At 54.9% G+C, this 16,573-nt stretch carries 17 protein-coding genes and 3 pseudogenes; 4 read left to right on the top strand and 16 right to left on the bottom strand.

The window, feature by feature from the left end; all coding sequences use genetic code 11:
* Positions 1-325: 325 nt before the first annotated feature.
* Positions 326-1,068 (bottom strand): annotated as a pseudogene (locus tag AC6I6L_RS17530) (DNA-binding protein).
* 659 nt (positions 1,069-1,727) lie between these two features.
* Here AC6I6L_RS17530 and AC6I6L_RS17525 point away from each other — a divergent pair.
* Complete coding sequence (locus AC6I6L_RS17525) at positions 1,728-3,377, top strand: MBL fold metallo-hydrolase (RefSeq protein ID WP_497919064.1); 1,650 nt, start codon at positions 1,728-1,730, stop codon at positions 3,375-3,377.
* A gap of 13 nt (positions 3,378-3,390) precedes the next feature.
* Here the strand turns inward: AC6I6L_RS17525 and AC6I6L_RS17520 are convergent, their stop codons facing one another.
* The 8 genes and pseudogenes from AC6I6L_RS17520 to AC6I6L_RS17485 all read right to left on the bottom strand — a co-directional run.
* A complete protein-coding gene (locus tag AC6I6L_RS17520; RefSeq protein ID WP_497919063.1) occupies positions 3,391-3,810 on the bottom strand; it encodes an HVO_A0114 family putative DNA-binding protein in 420 nt (139 codons plus the stop codon).
* A complete protein-coding gene (locus tag AC6I6L_RS17515) occupies positions 3,794-4,108 on the bottom strand; it encodes a toxin-antitoxin system TumE family protein (RefSeq protein WP_497919062.1) in 315 nt (104 codons plus the stop codon). The genes AC6I6L_RS17520 and AC6I6L_RS17515 overlap by 17 nt, the downstream gene beginning before the upstream one ends.
* A 200-nt stretch (positions 4,109-4,308) precedes the next feature.
* The gene (locus AC6I6L_RS17510) at positions 4,309-4,761 is read right to left on the bottom strand and encodes a DUF8030 family protein (RefSeq protein ID WP_497919061.1); all 453 of its coding nucleotides are present in this window, start codon (positions 4,759-4,761) and stop codon (positions 4,309-4,311) included.
* 221 nt (positions 4,762-4,982) lie between these two features.
* Positions 4,983-5,153: a hypothetical protein gene (locus AC6I6L_RS17505; protein WP_497919203.1), complete on the bottom strand. Its 171-nt coding sequence runs from the start codon at positions 5,151-5,153 to the stop codon at positions 4,983-4,985.
* Between the two features lie 33 nt (positions 5,154-5,186).
* A complete protein-coding gene (locus tag AC6I6L_RS17500) occupies positions 5,187-5,585 on the bottom strand; it encodes a type II toxin-antitoxin system death-on-curing family toxin (RefSeq protein WP_497919060.1) in 399 nt (132 codons plus the stop codon).
* A gap of 492 nt (positions 5,586-6,077) precedes the next feature.
* Positions 6,078-6,608 carry a transcription initiation factor IIB gene (locus tag AC6I6L_RS17495; protein WP_497919202.1) on the bottom strand — a complete coding sequence of 177 codons (531 nt, stop codon included), beginning with the start codon at positions 6,606-6,608 and terminating at the stop codon, positions 6,078-6,080.
* A complete protein-coding gene (locus tag AC6I6L_RS17490) occupies positions 6,605-6,742 on the bottom strand; it encodes a hypothetical protein (protein WP_497919215.1) in 138 nt (45 codons plus the stop codon). Before AC6I6L_RS17490 ends, AC6I6L_RS17495 begins: the two co-directional genes overlap by 4 nt.
* A gap of 148 nt (positions 6,743-6,890) precedes the next feature.
* Positions 6,891-7,010, bottom strand: a pseudogene (locus tag AC6I6L_RS17485) (transcription initiation factor IIB family protein); the annotation flags it as partial.
* 411 nt (positions 7,011-7,421) lie between these two features.
* On the opposite strand from AC6I6L_RS17485, the gene AC6I6L_RS17480 reads away from it, so the two are divergent.
* Positions 7,422-8,810 carry a beta-alanine-activating enzyme beta-propeller domain-containing protein gene (locus tag AC6I6L_RS17480; RefSeq protein WP_497919059.1) on the top strand — a complete coding sequence of 463 codons (1,389 nt, stop codon included), beginning with the start codon at positions 7,422-7,424 and terminating at the stop codon, positions 8,808-8,810.
* A gap of 145 nt (positions 8,811-8,955) precedes the next feature.
* On the opposite strand, the pseudogene AC6I6L_RS17475 reads toward AC6I6L_RS17480, so the two are convergent.
* Positions 8,956-9,147, bottom strand: a pseudogene (locus AC6I6L_RS17475) (hypothetical protein); the annotation flags it as partial.
* A gap of 176 nt (positions 9,148-9,323) precedes the next feature.
* On the opposite strand from AC6I6L_RS17475, the gene AC6I6L_RS17470 reads away from it, so the two are divergent.
* Positions 9,324-10,148, top strand: coding sequence for an IS5 family transposase (locus tag AC6I6L_RS17470; RefSeq protein WP_497919058.1), 825 nt, complete (start codon positions 9,324-9,326; stop codon positions 10,146-10,148).
* A gap of 16 nt (positions 10,149-10,164) precedes the next feature.
* Positions 10,165-10,347 (top strand): helix-hairpin-helix domain-containing protein, encoded by a 183-nt coding sequence (locus AC6I6L_RS17465; protein WP_497919057.1) that lies wholly within the window; start codon positions 10,165-10,167, stop codon positions 10,345-10,347.
* A gap of 468 nt (positions 10,348-10,815) precedes the next feature.
* Here AC6I6L_RS17465 and AC6I6L_RS17460 read toward each other — a convergent pair whose 3' ends face one another.
* The 6 genes from AC6I6L_RS17460 to AC6I6L_RS17435 all read right to left on the bottom strand — a co-directional run bounded on the left by AC6I6L_RS17460 (position 10,816) and on the right by AC6I6L_RS17435 (position 16,551).
* A complete protein-coding gene (locus AC6I6L_RS17460; protein WP_497919056.1) occupies positions 10,816-11,370 on the bottom strand; it encodes a DUF7342 family protein in 555 nt (184 codons plus the stop codon).
* A 45-nt stretch (positions 11,371-11,415) separates the two neighbouring features.
* A complete protein-coding gene (locus AC6I6L_RS17455; protein WP_497919201.1) occupies positions 11,416-11,913 on the bottom strand; it encodes a hypothetical protein in 498 nt (165 codons plus the stop codon).
* A gap of 274 nt (positions 11,914-12,187) precedes the next feature.
* Positions 12,188-14,437: an AAA domain-containing protein gene (locus tag AC6I6L_RS17450; RefSeq protein WP_497919055.1), complete on the bottom strand. Its 2,250-nt coding sequence runs from the start codon at positions 14,435-14,437 to the stop codon at positions 12,188-12,190.
* Between the two features lie 106 nt (positions 14,438-14,543).
* Entirely contained in the window at positions 14,544-15,470 is a 927-nt protein-coding gene (locus AC6I6L_RS17445; RefSeq protein WP_497919054.1) for a DUF955 domain-containing protein, read from the bottom strand.
* Positions 15,471-15,614: 144 nt separating this feature from the next.
* Positions 15,615-15,896, bottom strand: a complete 282-nt coding sequence (locus tag AC6I6L_RS17440) for a PadR family transcriptional regulator (protein WP_497919053.1) — start codon at positions 15,894-15,896, stop codon at positions 15,615-15,617.
* A gap of 247 nt (positions 15,897-16,143) precedes the next feature.
* A complete protein-coding gene (locus AC6I6L_RS17435; protein WP_497919052.1) occupies positions 16,144-16,551 on the bottom strand; it encodes a DUF7344 domain-containing protein in 408 nt (135 codons plus the stop codon).
* Positions 16,552-16,573: the final 22 nt, after the last annotated feature.

Raw genomic sequence — 16,573 nt, 5'->3', positions numbered from 1 at the left:
ACGTTCAGCGTCCCGCTGTTCAAACGCACGCCATCAGCATCTCATTCATCGTACTGTTATAGTCAATACGCGGAACAGTTGAGTAGAGCGATCAATGGTTTTGACTTGAAACAACCGAACCCGTCGTGCTGCATCCATGCTCTATATTCAGCAGTCAGTATTTATCATTTTCTGAGGGGTTTAACAAACCTAGCTGATGTAATTTTGGACGTATTTGCGAAAGCCCGGCAGCAAAACGGTTGTAGGCCGTGAGCTGCCCGGAACGTGGAGGTGGGTGGGGTGGCGGGTAGTGGGTGATCGGGCACTAAAAAAAGACCTCTTCCAGTTACTTCAACCATTGGCCGCGCTCTGGGAACACGATTTCCGACCATCGAATTAGCGCGATCGAACACCGGCCATTGTACCAGTTCTTCGCAGCCGCCCTGAACCGAACCAGCTCACCTTCCTGCACGATCGTTTGCCTGCTCGCCTTCCAGATCGTGAACTTCGCTCGTCCCGTCCCGTCTTCGAGCAATCCAACCTGCTGCATGCTTGGACATGAGGGCTCCCACAGTTCGAGTACACGACCTTCTACACTGACCTCGCCTCTCCTGATCGATTCAAGTCTCCCGATCGGCACGATTGTCCCGGCCTCGTGTTGCAGCTCTTCTTTGGTATCCATCACTGCCTCGAACATGTCCGTGCCCTCGAGAACCCGACTCGCGATCCGCTTCCCGATCACCGATCGTGTGTACCCACCGTTGACGTTCTCTGACAACCGCTGTGCCTGCCGATTGACTTGTCCCAACTCCGCTCGTCCGAGTTCCTCTCGAGGATCGACTTCTTTGACCGGCCGCTGATCACGTTGTGCCTGTTCAATCACGGCTCTCGTTCGCTCTGCCCGTCGCTCCTGTCGACGATCCCGTCTGGGTGGTTCGCATCGACCTTCGCCTGAATCTCCATCTCCACAGTTGCCCGGAACTCTGGAGTCTCATCGACGACGTCCTCGTGTTCCGCTCGACCCGCTTCCTGCTCGTACGCCTGTTCATCGACCGAAACGACCTTACTAACGGACTTCTTACTAGACATTGGATACCTATCCAAAGGCGCTCACTCGGCGTCTTTCCGACACCACGACTCTCCAGCCCTGGCTCTCTCACTGTCCAACTCATCCATCACACGCGTCTCGCTCGCGCCCGTCAGGGCGCTTACGAAGGCGCAAGCGAGACGCGCCGATGACAGATCCAACCAGTAACGCGCGGCGCTTCAATCGGAGCGAGCGGCCAGTTTTAAGCCGTTTTCGCGTCTGAGCGCGAGCGATGACCGAAAGCGCGCTTAATACTGGCATCCGAAGAGCGAGAGTGAGTGGAGGTCAGAAGCGGCGAGCGGAACGTGCCGTCTCTGAGGAGGGAACAACCAACCTCTACAGCCAACTGATTGGTCCACGTGGGTGGGGCCGAAAGGGGCTGGCGCGCTCGGGGAACCCCGACGACGCAAGCACTGAACTGTGTGAGGAGCGCAGCGAGATCTTCGTGAGTAAAACGAGCGAAGGCCAGCGAGACGCGTGCGTCTCGCCAGGCGCGGGACTCGAATGCGTCAGGGGCTTTCAGTCTTCACAGGGTAGCACCAGATGGGAACACGAACAGGTCTATCCTCACACCATGAGTGAGTGACTTCTACGTATGTCCGCTCCATCTAAGGTGAAAGCTGAACTTCATACAACTGTGAATTGAAGTTATCCTCCACGTATGCGTGTCTCCTATCAACATGCGAACGTCCACAGCGGCAACGAGTCGACGCTCCTGCGCTTCACCACCGACGATGGCACGCCTGCGTGCGTTCTTGTCGATGCTGGTGATGGTGTCGATGTCGAATCCATGCTCGAAGACGACGAGTATCTGAACGCCATTTTGCTTACCCACGCCCACATCGATCACTACCGAACACTCGCGGGAAACGTTCACCACAGTGCCCCCATTTACACCTCGCCCGCGACGGCGGCGATTCTCGAACAGGCGTTACCTGAAGCCCAGAAGGATAACGACCTTGGCAACATCTCAACTGCGCTCGAGGCCCTCGAACCGATCGACGAGTGGACGTCGATCCTATCTACACTTGAGGTTCGACCGATTTCGGCCGGGCACACACCTGGTGCAGCTGGATTTATACTTAGATTTCGTGACGAGAACTCGAGTGACGGCCCCCTCAGTGGTGAGCAACACCTCCTCGTCACCGGTGATTTCACGACGCGACCGTGTGCCGGTTTTTCAGGGCTCGAGACCTCCTACCCGTTCGATATCGACTGTGTGTTGCTGAACGTCTCGAGCGATGATTCGTACACGACCGCGCTCAACGAGTCACTCGAGACGGTGCTCGAGCGTGCGTTTGCCGGCTCACGGGTCGTGGTCGCAACGAGTTCGCTCACTGGCGTCCACTACGCGACGGTACTCGCCCGCGTTGTGACGGAACTCGAGCGCGAGTTGCCGATCACCATCGTCGGACAGGCTGCCAAAGTGTACAGTGCACTTGGATATGATCTGCCAGCGGTCACTCCCCACGAAGTGTTCGAGCGACCTGATGAGGTGCTCGAAGATGGAAGCGTGACGATCACAAGGCCAGAGTCGCCAACGACCGGAAGCTCTCGTCGACTTCTCGAGGCCATCGACGACGATCCAGGGGCACTGTTCATCCAGCTCGCGACAGACAATGGTGACGGCATCTCGAACACCCAATGTACGACACAGTCGATCCGACTGTCCAACCACCCAACACTCGGGACCATCGACGACGTCGTCCACTCACTCGCCCCGATAGAGGTCGTGATCAAACACGCGAGAGGCGATACACTCAACCGATTTCAGCGCCGTTTCGATCGGTGTTTTACTTGGGGAACAAACGACCAGGACGTCCACCGACTCTACGAAGATGGGCGCTGGAACGCTCCCGGGTGGATCGCGGAAGCAACTGCGAGACGGATTCGCAGACGCCACTGGGAGGCAGTACAAGAACAGTCTCTTGAGGCTGATGCCTCGCTGGATGTCAACCGGTGCGAATCGATCGATCTCGAGGCCGAGGGCATCAACCTCGACGCCCTCGAGGAAACGTTTGCACGGACTGCGGCAGATCCATATGCGTCGACGAACTCCGATGCTATGGCATCTGACACTGAGACGCTTCCTGCAGAAACGGAATCACTCGAAGAACAGTCTCTTGAGGCAGAACTCCTGGCTCGACTCGATGCAATTGACACGAAACTCGAGCGTTCCGAGGAGACAGTTAGGGCTCGTGTGTTGAGCGGAACAGAAGGAGATCAATTTCTCCAGCTTCTAGATCCGGTAGAACTCGAACCTGGAGAGATTGTCGAAATAACGGTCAGAGAAGATTCACGCAACGCGTAGGTCGACACTCGAGTCATGCGTTCGCTTCGTCTCGAGCCACGTCCGGAGCGCGCAGCGGGAGATCCACCTCGAGGGAGTCGTACCAAACCGTCGGCCGCTTGCGTCGCCCGTCCTCTTCGAAGTGAATTAGATGGAGCGATTCGAGTTCCTCAAGGTTCGTGTGGACCTGGCGGACGTCCCGATCGACAAGTCGCGCTGCCTCGCGAATACTCTCTGGCTCATGTTGTACAATCGTTCGGAGTAGTTCCAGGTTCTTTGGACGGGTGACGCGGTGGATATCGTCTGGATCGTCGAAGATCACCTCAAAATGAGGCTCAGGTGTCTCACCGCGATCAAGCGCGCGAAGGGCATCTCGTAGCCCATCTTCATCGCCGCTCTGGAATCGGATGTACATTGTTCGGTCGCCGTCAGTTGGGTTACCAGTGTTCTCCATGATCACGTACCTCCTGTTTGAATCGGTCGTAGAGTGCTTCGAGACCGCTGAACTCGATGTCCTCGATTTCACCGTTTGACAGGTGTTTGTGGTGGGGTGCTGCCCCGGGGTGGTCCGGGAAGTTGTCGTACCGGATGATGGTTCTACCGTCGGTGGTGCCATACTGCATTGAGTATTTTATGCCGTCGGGATACCGGTCAGATGGCGGAACTGCCCACGCCTGCACTTCGGCATACGTCTCGCCGAAATCCTTCGTCACTTCGATGAGTTGGTTAGCACCCTCATCATCGTCTGCCATCGGTCGTTGTTACGTCCCACAACACAATAAGTGATGTGGTTGGAAACAACATAGAGTGCTTGATTTTGTGGCGTCGTTCGAGTCAACGCAACATGCCTGACGCGGTCAGCAGCGTCCATCTCCGCTGGCCACGAACGTGATTGATTGCTCATTGGACGCTCTAAAGTCGCCTTGGACCAATAGTTTGGTATGCCTCCAAATTATTTCGTATTCTCCCGCTGAGGAAGTTGTCTGATCGGTTTGAGCACGAAACGGTCACACCGACACAGTGCATCGAGATCCGGATCTGATGTCTCTGGACGAGATCGTTCCAATCTGTTCACGAGCTCTGTTCGAAGTTCCTCCCGATCGAGTGTCTCGGTATGCCAACCAACTCGAGCATCGTAGTGCTGTTTTGAGAAGACCTCTCCTCGAGGATTCTCTGCGGTATACTGTGTGCGTCTAGTGTCCCAGAGATGTGACGACCGATACTCGGCAGCGAGGCCTTCATGTGTGAGTTCGATCAGAATCCACTCCACGTACGAGACGATCGAGACTCTGCTACGGTCGTTTGGAACAGGAAGGTGTCGACGAGACTCCCGTGACGTGGCCGTTATCTCTCGAGGCGTCTTGTAGCCGACCCCCAGTTTCGGTGTTGGTGGTTCAGAACTCATAGTCAGTGAGGGGAGTCTATATTCCCCTCACCCCTCCGGGGATGAGAAACCGTTCTGGTAAGTAGCGAAATTGCTTGAGGAGTTCGGAAGCGGGACGTATGAGAGCGTGAATCGATTATATTAGGTAGAAAATTCTGACATTTGTCAGTTTCAGGGGGAATTGTTCACTGGGTCGTAAAGCAGCCGCCGATAGCTAAGGAGGCGCTGAGAATCCTGGTGAGTTACTCGTCTTCGAGCGCTGCGTAGATGTCTGCGTGGCGGCGTCCGTCAAGCTTCCCCATCTCGAGGGCGATCCCGTGACGTTCGTCGTCGCTCTCGGCCGCCTGATACCGCTCGTACAGTCGGCGGACTTCTTCGTCGACCGTCGCCGAGGAATCGGTGCTGGACGCCATCTCTGTATTGAACGTACTCATTGTGTCCCTTTATCAGTTGCGACGAGCACACGCTCGGAAGTAAATCATTGCGGTTTCAGTGTCGACGGCGGCTTCATCGGTCGCAAAGCGGTGCAGTAAGGCCCGAATTTCGTCGCCGTAGTCGAACGTGTGTCCGTTCAGCATGTAGAAGACAACCACCGTTCGGAGTGCAGTCCGCTTGTTCCCGTCGACGAAGGGATGATCTGCAACGAGAAGACGCATCAGATGCACCGCTTTTTCATGCAGTGTCTGTGGAACCTCCCCAAAGTATCCTTCAGAGACGTACTGCACTGCAGATTCGATTGCGTCCTCCGATCGAATTCCGGGTTCTGTGGCGTCACCTTCTTCAACGATCTGCTCGTGGAGACCGAGAATGAGCTCGACCGAAGGATACGCGACGTCATCAGTCACATTCTGAGACTCTCGCGCGCTAGCCAATAGTCGTTTCTTCCTTACAGCGTCACTCGCCGTACGTCATATTTCTTGGCGGTCGGTACTGGCGTGTTGTTGGCGGACACGTTCGTAGCGTGCTCTTCCTCGCGGGGAGTCGCCCAATCGGCAAGATCACTGTAGACGTCGTCGAGTGTCCAGTCGTCGCTTGTTTCGCCATCGTCACCGCGAAACGCGTCCTCCACCACATGAGCGACAGTCCGACTCCGATTCGCGCTCTTCGATTTCTCTGCTTCCATACCTCACTTGTCTAGTACGGAGGTCGCGGTCTCGTTTTTCCTCGAGGGCGGTATCTACACCGGGCAGTGCCTCTCCGAGCGGCCGATGCTCTTCGTAGGCCGCGTTCTCCTACTTAAACTCAAGCCGGGACCGATCAACGAATGGCTGAGGCGTTTGTCTAGCTGTCACTACGAGTTACCCCACGGCGCGTTCTCTTTCGACCTTATGGGGTAACTACTTCCGATCGTCGAGGAGTTCGAGCAGGCGATCGCGGTGGGCTCGGATTGTTGTTGGCGACGTACCGGCCACGTCAGCGAGTTCTCGTTGTGTGAGCCAGTGCCCCAGTTCTTGGCCTGCTCTGTACAGACAGGCTGCAGCGAATCCGTGTGGATGGCACCCGATCGTGATCTCTACCTCCTCTGCGACTATCGCGAGCGTGAGTGCTCGATGTTGAACTGCGTCTGGTACCGCGAGTTCGGTCGTGAGCCGCGGGAGGACGGTCTGTGGGCGTGGAATTGATGCTGGCAATTCGAGTTCGGTGTTCATCGCCGCGTAGGAACACTCGACCTGCGCTCGCGAACACTGCCCATACTGACTGATCTCGTCGATCGTGCGTCCAAGGCCGTTGCACCGACAGACTGCGTAGACGCTCGCAGCAGCGACACCCTCGATCGATCGACCCGGACAGAGGTCCCGATCGTGAGCCTGTCGGAACAACAGACAGGCCTGCTCGCAAATCGAGTCTGTGAGTTCGAGTACACTCACGAGCCGACGAACTTCGCCGAGTCCGTGTGCAAGGTTTCGCTCGCGCTTCGATCGCCATCGAGCGCGTCGGTGTTCACGACGAAGCCGATTAAGTTGGCGTCGTTTTCGACCAGGGAGGACGTTTCCGTGTCCATCAGTGTGCCAGCCAATTTCGGCCGACAACCCTCGATCGTGACGTCCTCCTGTAAGTGGTGCGCCTGTCCGAAGTCGGTTCGTGTTTTCGGACGTTGTGAACCACTCTGGCCCGTGATCGATCTGGTACTCGTCGACGATCAACCCACACTCGTGACACCGTGTCTCGCGGTTTTCGGTAATGAGCGCACCGCCGCACTCGGAACACGATGTCTGATTGGTATCTGTTTCTCGATCGAAGCTGTTGCTGGACGTGTTTGTTGTGGCCATGAATTGCTCCGACGAGGCAATTGGTTGATTTCCCCGTCGCCCCTTCTGGGGGTTACAAACCCGCTGGAACGATCGGTTGGGTTGGCATTCTGAGGGTGTCATAGGACGATTCGTATGGCATTCTTTTCGCCCAATTCGGACTGAACTACCCGTTCACTACACGTGCGAAGTGAGCACTGGAGTTTCTGCCAGGTTCAGATTACGCCCAACGAATCGTGTTAAATACAGCACGCGAGTGTGTCGCTGGTGCCCGATCGAGTGGAGAAAAATTGCTCACTGTAAGGGAAGCAGGGAACAGAGCAGCGATCGAATTAACTGAATATCGCCAAAATGATAGTTCATAAACATGAAGTGGTTGTTGCCAATTCCCAGGGTTTAATGTAAGTATAGAAGTCAAATAAGTATACGTGAATGAAAACATCAAATAAATTACTTAAAAGGACTGGCCTTAATTTGAACCGTCGTCAAATCCTAAAGATATCTGTAAACCTTGGTATAATGTCCAGTGCCGGTAGCATGATTTCCGGAATTGCCGAGGCGGATAGCGGCGAAAGATTGTGGAATTTCAGAACTGACGGTTCGGTGCGCTCATCGCCAACAGTGGTTGATGATACCGTCTACGTTGGAAGTAACGACAATAGCCTCTATGCATTAGATGCAACAACTGGTGACAGGCGATGGGTATTCGAAACTGGCGAAAGGGTGAGTTCATCGCCAACAGTTGTTGATGGGACTGTCTATGTAGGAAGTGTCGATAACAACGTATATGCGCTGGATGCGGCAACCGGAGACCAGCAGTGGGCCTTCGAAACTGGCGCTAATGTAAATTCATCGCCAACAGTCCTTAATGGTACTGTTTATGTTAGTAGTTTTGATGGCAACCTCTACGCGTTGGATGCAGCAGACGGGACTCAACAATGGACGTTTGAGGTTTGGGCGATGCATTCATCGCCGTCGGTGGTAGATGGTACTGTGTACATCGGAAGTGCGACGGGGGCTGTCTACGCATTGGATACGGCAACTGGTGATCAACGGTGGATCTTCGAAACAGCTGGTGAGGTGAATTCGTCCCCGACGGTGGCCAATCAGACTGTCTATGTGGGAAATGATGAAGGTAATGTCTATGCAGTCGATAGAGCTACCGGTGATCAAGAGTGGGTCTTCGAGACCGACGCCACTTGGGTAAGGTCGTCGCCGACAGTAATGGATGGAACCGTATTCATTGGAACTGATTATCCCGATGGCGCTATGTATGCCTTGGACGCGAGTTCTGGTGCCCAACAGTGGCGCGTCAAGCTGGGTGAATTGAGTTCCTCCTCGCCAACGGTGGCGGGTGACACCGTCTATATTGGGGCCTTGAATTGGAATCTGTATGCGCTAGATGCAAATACAGGCGACCAACGGTGGGTTCAACATCTCGGAGATTCAATACGGTCATCGCCGACAGTAGTGGATGGGGTTGTTTATGTCGGGAGTGACAACAACGCAATATACGCGCTGGATACGGGCCTTGCGGGCACCAGCGAGGACTCACGAGTTCAACTTGGAACGCTCGGACATCATCACGAGTGGTCTGGCGAAGATCTATCAGGTGATGGATCACGGGACGACACCTCTGATGAGGAATCGCCCGGCACCTCTGATGAGGAATCGCCCGGCACCTCTGATGAGGAATCGAATAGTGAGACGGACAATGACGACATGCCCGGTTTCGGCTTCGGCAGCGCTCTCGGTGTACTCGGGGGTGTAGGCTACTTCCTGAAATACCGGCTCACCGACAACGAGACCTCATCTGAATAAGAAACTCGCGCTCTGTATGCAGCACGGCGATATTGACAGCTATTGGTGAGATTTGTAGCCGCTCCGGTAACGCCTTCGTCTGTACTTACCGTTTGTCAGGTAGCCATGGGGCGGTATGCGAACTGTCTATGGCATCCTGCAACTGTTATCGAACGAAGGTCCCATCTGGTGCAGGAACGAGTCCAGTTCGAATTTCGAGGTCAGTACGCCGGTGATGTTTGCAACCACCATCTAGCTGGTGCTGTTCGAAATCGGGGCAGGTGTACGTCTACTCTTCGACATCGACCAGGTACGTTGCACCACTCTGGCTGATGACGTCGTAGAGAGGTTGCATGGTAGAATCGAATACCTCTTTCATTTATAATATAAATATCATAATGGCCTTCACTATGTGAAAAGAATAATAAGTGACTGATAAGACATTTTAACCAAGTTGGCTCTGGTGAATCGCCAGACTACGTCGAGTTGATCCGTCAGAACTAGGGAGTTGAAGCGGGAAACCGCGGATGCTCTATGTCCAAAATCTCCCGCTTCATCGGGAAGGTCGTGACGTTGGCTAAAAATGCTGTTGGTGGTCGAGGCGAATCCGCCGCCCCGCAGGGTGGCGGCGGATTCGCCGACTACACCGTCGTTTCGCTGCATTGTCTGCGGATTTACTTGGAGAAGTCCTACCGCGAAGCGCTCGATCTCTTGAGTGAGATGCCACAAATACTGGCGGAGATCGGCCTTCTCAAGGCCGATCTTCCTGATCACTCGACGCTAGTGGAAGCATTTGACAGGATCAAGATGGCGGTCTGGCGAGTGCTGCTGCGCCTGTCGGCGCAGCTGCACGAGCCATCTGGTCACGCTGCGATGGACGCGACGTTTTTCGACCGCGAAAACGCGAGCAAACACTACTGTCGTCGGACGAATTATCGTGATCAGACGCTCAAAACAACCGCTCTCGTCGATACAGCGTCACAAGCTGTCCTCGACGTTCACTGCACGACCGAGAAACGTCACGACACGCAGATCGGCTGGCAACTCGCCCGCCGCAACGCGGGCAAGTTGCACAGCCTCGCCGCTGACAAAGGCTACGACTGGCAACGGTTACGTGATAAGCTCCGGGAAGAGGACGTAAGACCGCTGATCAAACATCGAGAGTTCCGTCCCATCGATCACGCGCATAACGCGCGGATCCATGAGACTCTCTACGGCCAGAGAGCGTTGTCTGAGACCGTCTTCTCGGTGATCAAGCGCAGGCTCGGCAACGCCGTGCGTGCGCGAAGCTGGTATCGTGAGTTCCGTGAAATCGTCCTGATGTGTGTCGTCTACAACATCAAGCGTGCCGTCAACTAGCGAAATCAAGAGCCGGATGGCGATTCACCACGGCCAAATCGATGGTGTAGGGACAAATATAATCGAGAATCTCAGTGAGAACGGCTACCAGTCAATAGCTGATATCAAAAGTGCTCCTGTATCAGATCTAACTGAGGTTGATAGGATAGGCAAGAAGATCGCTACAAGGATGTCGGAACAAACGCGTAGAGAGTCCTAAATGATATTTTGGAACTACTCGGAAGACATTTCAGCGAGCTTTTCTGGTAGGCTTTGTAGACGAGTTTCGACGACTGATAATGGATGCGCATCCAGAAACACAGCCTCTTCTCGATCCACTGAACCATCCGGATAATCGATCTGAAAGTGGCAGTGGCCTAAGTCCATGTGAGTATTGTCCTGATGCCATCCGCAGGAAAAGCCACGTTCTGGTTCGACCCACTGAATCCAATAGTGGTTCCAGTCTTGACGGAATACGAATTCGATTTTGACTCGAGCAGTTGTCGATCGATACGAGTGATCAAGAAACCGTTCAACGTCAACAACGGCATGAATCTCGCGAGGGCGGTTTCGAGAGGGAAGATACTGGACATCGGAAAACTCCGGCTGTGTGCTCAGCCGCTGGTGAATCCGCTGATAGACACGTCGCTTGTCGTACGGGTTTCCACCGGTGGTGAACCGTCCCATCTTAATCGGCGTGCTGAGGATGACTGGGATTTGAACCGGAATCCTGTGCTGAAAGATCGTCGTATAGCCCAAGTGCGTTAGTGAGTAGCTGCCGATGGTGCTTGTTTTCCTCCCAATAGGTGATCACCTTTCGTCGATCCCGGACCTCCTCTGGAAAGAGCTCTTCCCCAAGTGATGCCTCGAGTTCTTGGAGTGAATTGACGCCGTATTCGCGCTTCCACGTTGCAATCTCCGATGCGATCGCTTCGAGCTCGTCTCGAAGCTCGTCTTTCGTATTTTCGACGACGAGCTCTTGGATATGGTCGAGGTACGCTCGCATCGGATCGATCTTGTAGCGCGTATCGCCGTCTATTTCGGCGGTCGTAAGCTGCCCTGCATCAGTGAGATACTCGAGTTGGGATTTTGTCGTTTCCCAGGATCCAACCTCTGCTTGCTCTTTGATCCAGTTGACTGATTGAGGCTCACGAAGCGTGAGAGCAACGGCTTCGATCCGGTCCCGAGCAGTCATCGTTTCAGTCCAGTCATCCATGGTCTTGGGAGTGGATATGGGACCCATGCACTTATAGATTGAGAGCGGTTCGTAATATCCGAGAGGTAAAGGTTACCGAATGAACGTCCCATCTGGTGCAGGAACGAGTCCAGTTCGAATTTCGAGGTCAGTACGCCGGAGGTGTTTGCAACCACCGTCTGGTTGGCGCTGCTCGAAATCAGGGCAGGTACACGTCTCCTCCTCGACATCGACCAGGTACGTTGCGCCACTCTGGCTGAGGACGTCGTAGATGGGTCCCACTTCGACGAACGTGGTCTCCATGTCTTCAGTGAGTGCACGCCGGGTTCGTGGCTCGTCGATCGAGTACCCGCCTGCCTCGAGGGCAGTGGGCGGCTGTGGATCATCACAGGGAGTGGCGAACTCGGCGCGACCGTTGCGTTCTTGTCCGCATTTCTTGCAACGCCAGTACCGGGTGCGGTACTCGTAGCTGTCGGTGAGTTCGATATCGTATGGTGTCGGGGCTTTCCCTGGCAGCCACTCGTCGATCGCGACGAGTTCGTGTCCGTTCAGGTAGGCGATGTCACCAGGATAGCTCCGGTCCCGATCGATCGACTACGAAGACGCGATCGCCGTGCTGGACACCAACCCTGAATTAGAACTCGAACGAGAGGATGCCGAGTATGCACTTACGCGGTTGCTCGACCGGGGCTACTTCTATGAGGTCGACAACCAACTTCGGGTGACCTCCTCGGAAGAGCAGTGTTAAACAACGACGTGCTGCGAAACGCTACTCAACGAATCACTGACTCCGTTCGTCACGAACTCCGGCAACGTCAGACGATCGGCCTTGGGTCCCTGTAGCACACCGCAACGCAAACGGCTGCTACTGGGGAACTGGGATGAACTCCGGTTCAACTTGTTGCAGCCTCCCGGTATTCTCCAGAAACGAGTAGAGGTCGTCGTACAGGTCGACATCGTTATTGCCGGGCTCCGATCGCAACGTGTACCAGTCACCGACAATCGCACAGAACCGTTGGGCGCGAGTCATTGCGACGTTCAATCGTCGTGGGCCGTCAAGTGGTCTCCCGAGGAAGCCTGTATGCCCCTCTGCATTGCTTCGAACCATCGAGATTACGATCGCGACCTTCTCACTCCCCTGGAAGGAATCGATCGTATCAACCGCAACGTCGTGTCCGTTATCCAGATGTCTCCCCAAGTTCGATCGAATCGCATTTCTCTGAGCCGTATATGGTGTAATGACACCAATCTCAGACGGAATAAGATCTGCATCGGAGAGCAGTTCATCGACGACATGAGTAACAAGTCGCACTTCTGCATCGTTGCGTTTGGAGTGATCCACTGTTTCTTCACTGCCGCCGATATCGTACCCCACGAACGCTGATCGATCCTCGAGTGCCGGTACATCACGCCCCTGGCGAAGCGCTCGATCGTAGAAGCGACGATTCGGGAACCACGAGATATCGCGATGCATGCGATACTGTGTCCGAAGCTGGACACCGACGCCCTCGTAGATCCCACCGTCGGCGTAGAGATGCTCGAACAGAGACATCCCGGCCGCGGACTCCGGCGGCTCCTCCGTCGCACTGAACGGTGGCAGTTGCTTGTGATCGCCCGCTAGAATCACCTTGTTCGATCGAGAGAGTGGGATACACGAAGCAGTACACGTCGCCTGCGTTGCCTCGTCGAGTACGAGGACGTCGAACTCGCGATCGAGGGTCGCTGCACTGCTGTTCGTCGTCGCAACGACATCGGCCCGGCCGTCACAGGTCGCGTATTGCGTGCTGATGACGTCATTTGACGAGTTGTGGGCTTTCACCCGCCGGAGAACAAACTCGTCCGCACCGTGTTGTGCGTAGGCATGAAGCGATCGGTCGTCGACTTCATCAACCGTACTCGAACCGGCAACGAGGTTGTCGACTGCCTGGTTCGAGTCTGCACAGACGAGGACGTCGTCGCCGGCCTCAACTGACCGCCTGACGACCTCGACGAGTGTTCGTGTCTTGCCTGTTCCCGGCGGACCGTGGATACAGAACAGCTGATCGGCGAGAAGAGCACAGGATACTGCGAGCTCCTGTTCTTGATTCAGTTCGACGTCTTGTTGGCTACTCTTGACACCTGCCGTATCTCCAAACGTGACCGCTGTCTCTCCCGTGAGGAGATCACGCTGGTCGTTACGACTTTGAACGCGATCGATCGCGTTGAGTTCGCGCTGGTACGGGACTGGATTCAACAGCAGCGTTACCGCAAATCCACGGCGCTTCTGTCGGAGGAATCCACCGACAGTCGATCGGTCATTGATTTCGTACCAGTCGATCGCGAGACTGATGGTTCGTCCGTCGATCGAATCGACGGTCGCCGGGATCGGAAACGCGTCTGGCGAACGGTCCTCGTTCGGTGGGTGAAGGAGGACCTCGTTCCCTTCGAAGATACTGAACTCGCTTTGGACGACGCTGTGTTTATTGTGATGTCGATCGGAGTCCCTGTCGTCGACCCTGAACCGATAGCTCCCGTCTTTCGGTCGACCGAGTGACGAAAGCGATGGAATCGAACCGAACCCCTCTGCACAGAGTGATTGGGGAGTCGATGCAGTCGCTTTCTCTCTGTTCTCCTCACGCTGGGCGTCCATCTCCGCCCGAACAAACGACTCGAGTTCGTCGAAGAATGCATCCGTATCGTCTTCCGAGAGTGGATTCCGAGGTGGTTCACGTTCTTCGATCGGCGAGTCAAAATATGATGGGGGATTTTCGGGTGCGTAGTCCGAGTGCCAGAAGCGCACGCGCTCGGCCAGCGACGACTTGGCGAACACGTCACGATCGATCGACGCATAATCGTCGCCGTCGTCGTAGACGAATATTTCACCGTGCAATGCGTGTTCGGTGAAGGCAATGTACTCGCCTGACAGTTCTGCGTTATCGTGTTTGTGGAGTGGAACGGCAACCCAGTCGTCCTTTTTCGGGTGTGCGAGTCGATCGTGGTAGCTCGCGTACTCAACGATTCCATCGATCGGAATCGGATCGTCTTGTTCTGGCTCAAGGATGTCGGCTGTCGGTGAAGAGAGCGTCGCATTCGAGAGGTCGAAGTCGGCGATCGCACTCTCGAAGAGGAGAGACATGTCAAGTAAGTCTGGGTACTGTCTCCTAAATCTTCTCGTTCAGGTTTGCAACCAGCATTCGAGGATCGTTAGTTTAGAAGCAGTTCTGGAAAGAGACTTCTATCACTCATTCTTCAATCGCTCCGTCGACGACGTCAATGACTTTCTGAGCAGTCGAACAAATCCGATCGAGCCGATCGAGAATGGCCTCCGAATCATCTCCCTCCCACGCAGCAAGATAGAACGCAGAGCCGCTCGTATCCAGTCCGAAGTACCGACCGACGATGTAGCCCACAGCTTCAGCTTCGAGTTCTCGCTTCGATCGTTCGGTCTCATCCACGGCACCGTGCAAGAGTGCGTGAGCATACTCGTGAACGATCGTCACAGCGAGATCAGCGTGGTTTTCCCGATCGAGGACTTCGACGACTGGGCGATCGTCTGGATGGTACTGGCAGACGCCCTTTGCATTCCCATGAGCCCATTCTTCAGGTGACATGGTCGATACGTCTACTCCGATCGAAGACGCTGCTTGGAGGAGCACAGGGACCAACTCGTCGTCTCCAAATGCCTCGGTATCGAGTTCGGGCAATGGTTCTCCTTCTGTCTGCGAAACGTCGAACACTGGTGCAGGTCGAAAGGCCACGAGACCCTTCGACCACTCGTCTGGTGGCGTCTCATCGTACCCACAGTCACTCCGCTCATGATACGACGGTGAGTTCCCACATTTGGGGCACTTCTTCGCGATGATCGGTGCCCAGATCCAGATTGCTTTCTCGCCTTCGCTCACACACCGATCGAACTCGTTTTGCCACGTTCGGTAGCCGGCGACCTGGGTCGCATGCGGACACTGGAGCTTGATCAGCAGTGTATTTCGAGGAGAGTAGTCGTGGAACTCGCTCTGAACGTCGAGCCACTCTTTGAACTGCTCGCTCGAGACGGCGTCGTCGACCTCACAGACGAGGTCTGCGAGCCACGTTTCGATCGTGCTGTGCATCTCATCTTTTCGGGAGTCCGAATCGTCGAACGTTTCGCGGGTGCTGTTGCTCGTAGCCATGTTCACTTCAGGTCTCTCGAGTCGAACTCGAGAAGACCGCTGGCCATCAGCGGGTCTCAAAAATACCACCGTGCGGTCAGCGTCGAGACGGTGGACGAGTTAGGAAAAAGGCTCAGCAGCCTTGGGGAACGGACTCCGCCCAAATTACAGCGTATCGTCGACGTACTGGTCTTCCCACCGTCGTCGATCTTCGATCTCTCGATGTCCTCGACGGGTCACAGAATAGACGTTCGTCCGACGGTCGGCTTCACCTTTCTCGATCAGTCCTTTCTCGACGAGGGTGTCAAGGTTCGGGTAGAGACGGCCGTGGTGGATCTCTTTCTCGTAGTAGTCCTCGAGTTCGTCTTTGATCGCGAGTCCGTGAGGCTCATTGAGTCCAGCAGCCACGTACAGGAGATCACGCTGAAAACCGGTCAGGTCGTACATGGCCGGTTCTATGGGAGGTCGTCAAGTAAATTTACGGAATTGTGACTGATGCGCTCTGTTGAAATCCTTGATCTGTGATGTATTTTAGGAGTCTTGCTGAATAGACAGCGCGAATACAGTATCGGACCAACTTTCAATTCGGGTCAGTCAAATCGGTCAGTACAGAAAATGAAGACGACGAACAATACATATTCGTACAATACGGCTGATTTAGGTCGAACGAAGGAGAAGTCGATCCGATATTCTGTCACTCGTAGGCCTCGTACGGCTCGACAAACGTCAGGATATCACGTTCCAGTTTATCGCCAACAAACTGGACGTGCCCCGTTTCAGCCCCGTAGTCGATGACCCGGGCCTCTTCCATTTTTGGGAGATGGGTATGGTGAAGTGCGATTTGGAGGCGTTGTCGTTGTTCGTCGGACACCCGGTCCGTGTCTTCGTACCCAACCCGTTCTGCAACGCGCTCTACGAGTGCATCGTATGCCAGTGTCTTATCGGGTGCGTTGTCCAACGCGTTGAGGATGGCACGTCGGTGTTCGTTCGCTACTACCGACAGAATTGTATCAGGGGAGATTGGTCTTTCATGCCCCGAAGAACCGGAAACCTCATCAATTGACTGGATATCACGTGTCCCTAGCTCTCGACTCTCATCCATACACACATAACGTACGCTCAAC

It is taken from the genome of Halosolutus sp. DAT137 (assembly GCF_059736405.1).
The sequence above is the reverse complement of the archived record's forward strand: the minus strand, read 5'-3'. Positions and strand labels throughout refer to the sequence as shown.

Bases quoted from the DNA above. Each gene is read 5' to 3' on its own strand.
- AC6I6L_RS17470 (WP_497919058.1), top strand. From the start codon at position 9,324: ATGTCCAAAATCTCCCGCTTCATCGGGAAGGTCGTGACGTTGGCTAAA.
- AC6I6L_RS17520 (WP_497919063.1), bottom strand. From the start codon at position 3,810: ATGGAGAACACTGGTAACCCAACTGACGGCGACCGAACAATGTACATC.
- AC6I6L_RS17450 (WP_497919055.1), bottom strand. From the start codon at position 14,437: ATGTCTCTCCTCTTCGAGAGTGCGATCGCCGACTTCGACCTCTCGAAT.
- AC6I6L_RS17480 (WP_497919059.1), top strand. From the start codon at position 7,422: ATGAAAACATCAAATAAATTACTTAAAAGGACTGGCCTTAATTTGAAC.
- AC6I6L_RS17510 (WP_497919061.1), bottom strand. From the start codon at position 4,761: ATGAGTTCTGAACCACCAACACCGAAACTGGGGGTCGGCTACAAGACG.
- AC6I6L_RS17515 (WP_497919062.1), bottom strand. From the start codon at position 4,108: ATGGCAGACGATGATGAGGGTGCTAACCAACTCATCGAAGTGACGAAG.
- AC6I6L_RS17525 (WP_497919064.1), top strand. From the start codon at position 1,728: ATGCGTGTCTCCTATCAACATGCGAACGTCCACAGCGGCAACGAGTCG.
- AC6I6L_RS17505 (WP_497919203.1), bottom strand. From the start codon at position 5,153: ATGGCGTCCAGCACCGATTCCTCGGCGACGGTCGACGAAGAAGTCCGC.
- AC6I6L_RS17445 (WP_497919054.1), bottom strand. From the start codon at position 15,470: ATGGCTACGAGCAACAGCACCCGCGAAACGTTCGACGATTCGGACTCC.
- AC6I6L_RS17435 (WP_497919052.1), bottom strand. From the start codon at position 16,551: ATGGATGAGAGTCGAGAGCTAGGGACACGTGATATCCAGTCAATTGAT.
- AC6I6L_RS17465 (WP_497919057.1), top strand. From the start codon at position 10,165: ATGGCGATTCACCACGGCCAAATCGATGGTGTAGGGACAAATATAATC.
- AC6I6L_RS17440 (WP_497919053.1), bottom strand. From the start codon at position 15,896: ATGTACGACCTGACCGGTTTTCAGCGTGATCTCCTGTACGTGGCTGCT.
- AC6I6L_RS17460 (WP_497919056.1), bottom strand. From the start codon at position 11,370: ATGGGTCCCATATCCACTCCCAAGACCATGGATGACTGGACTGAAACG.
- AC6I6L_RS17490 (WP_497919215.1), bottom strand. From the start codon at position 6,742: ATGGACACGGAAACGTCCTCCCTGGTCGAAAACGACGCCAACTTAATC.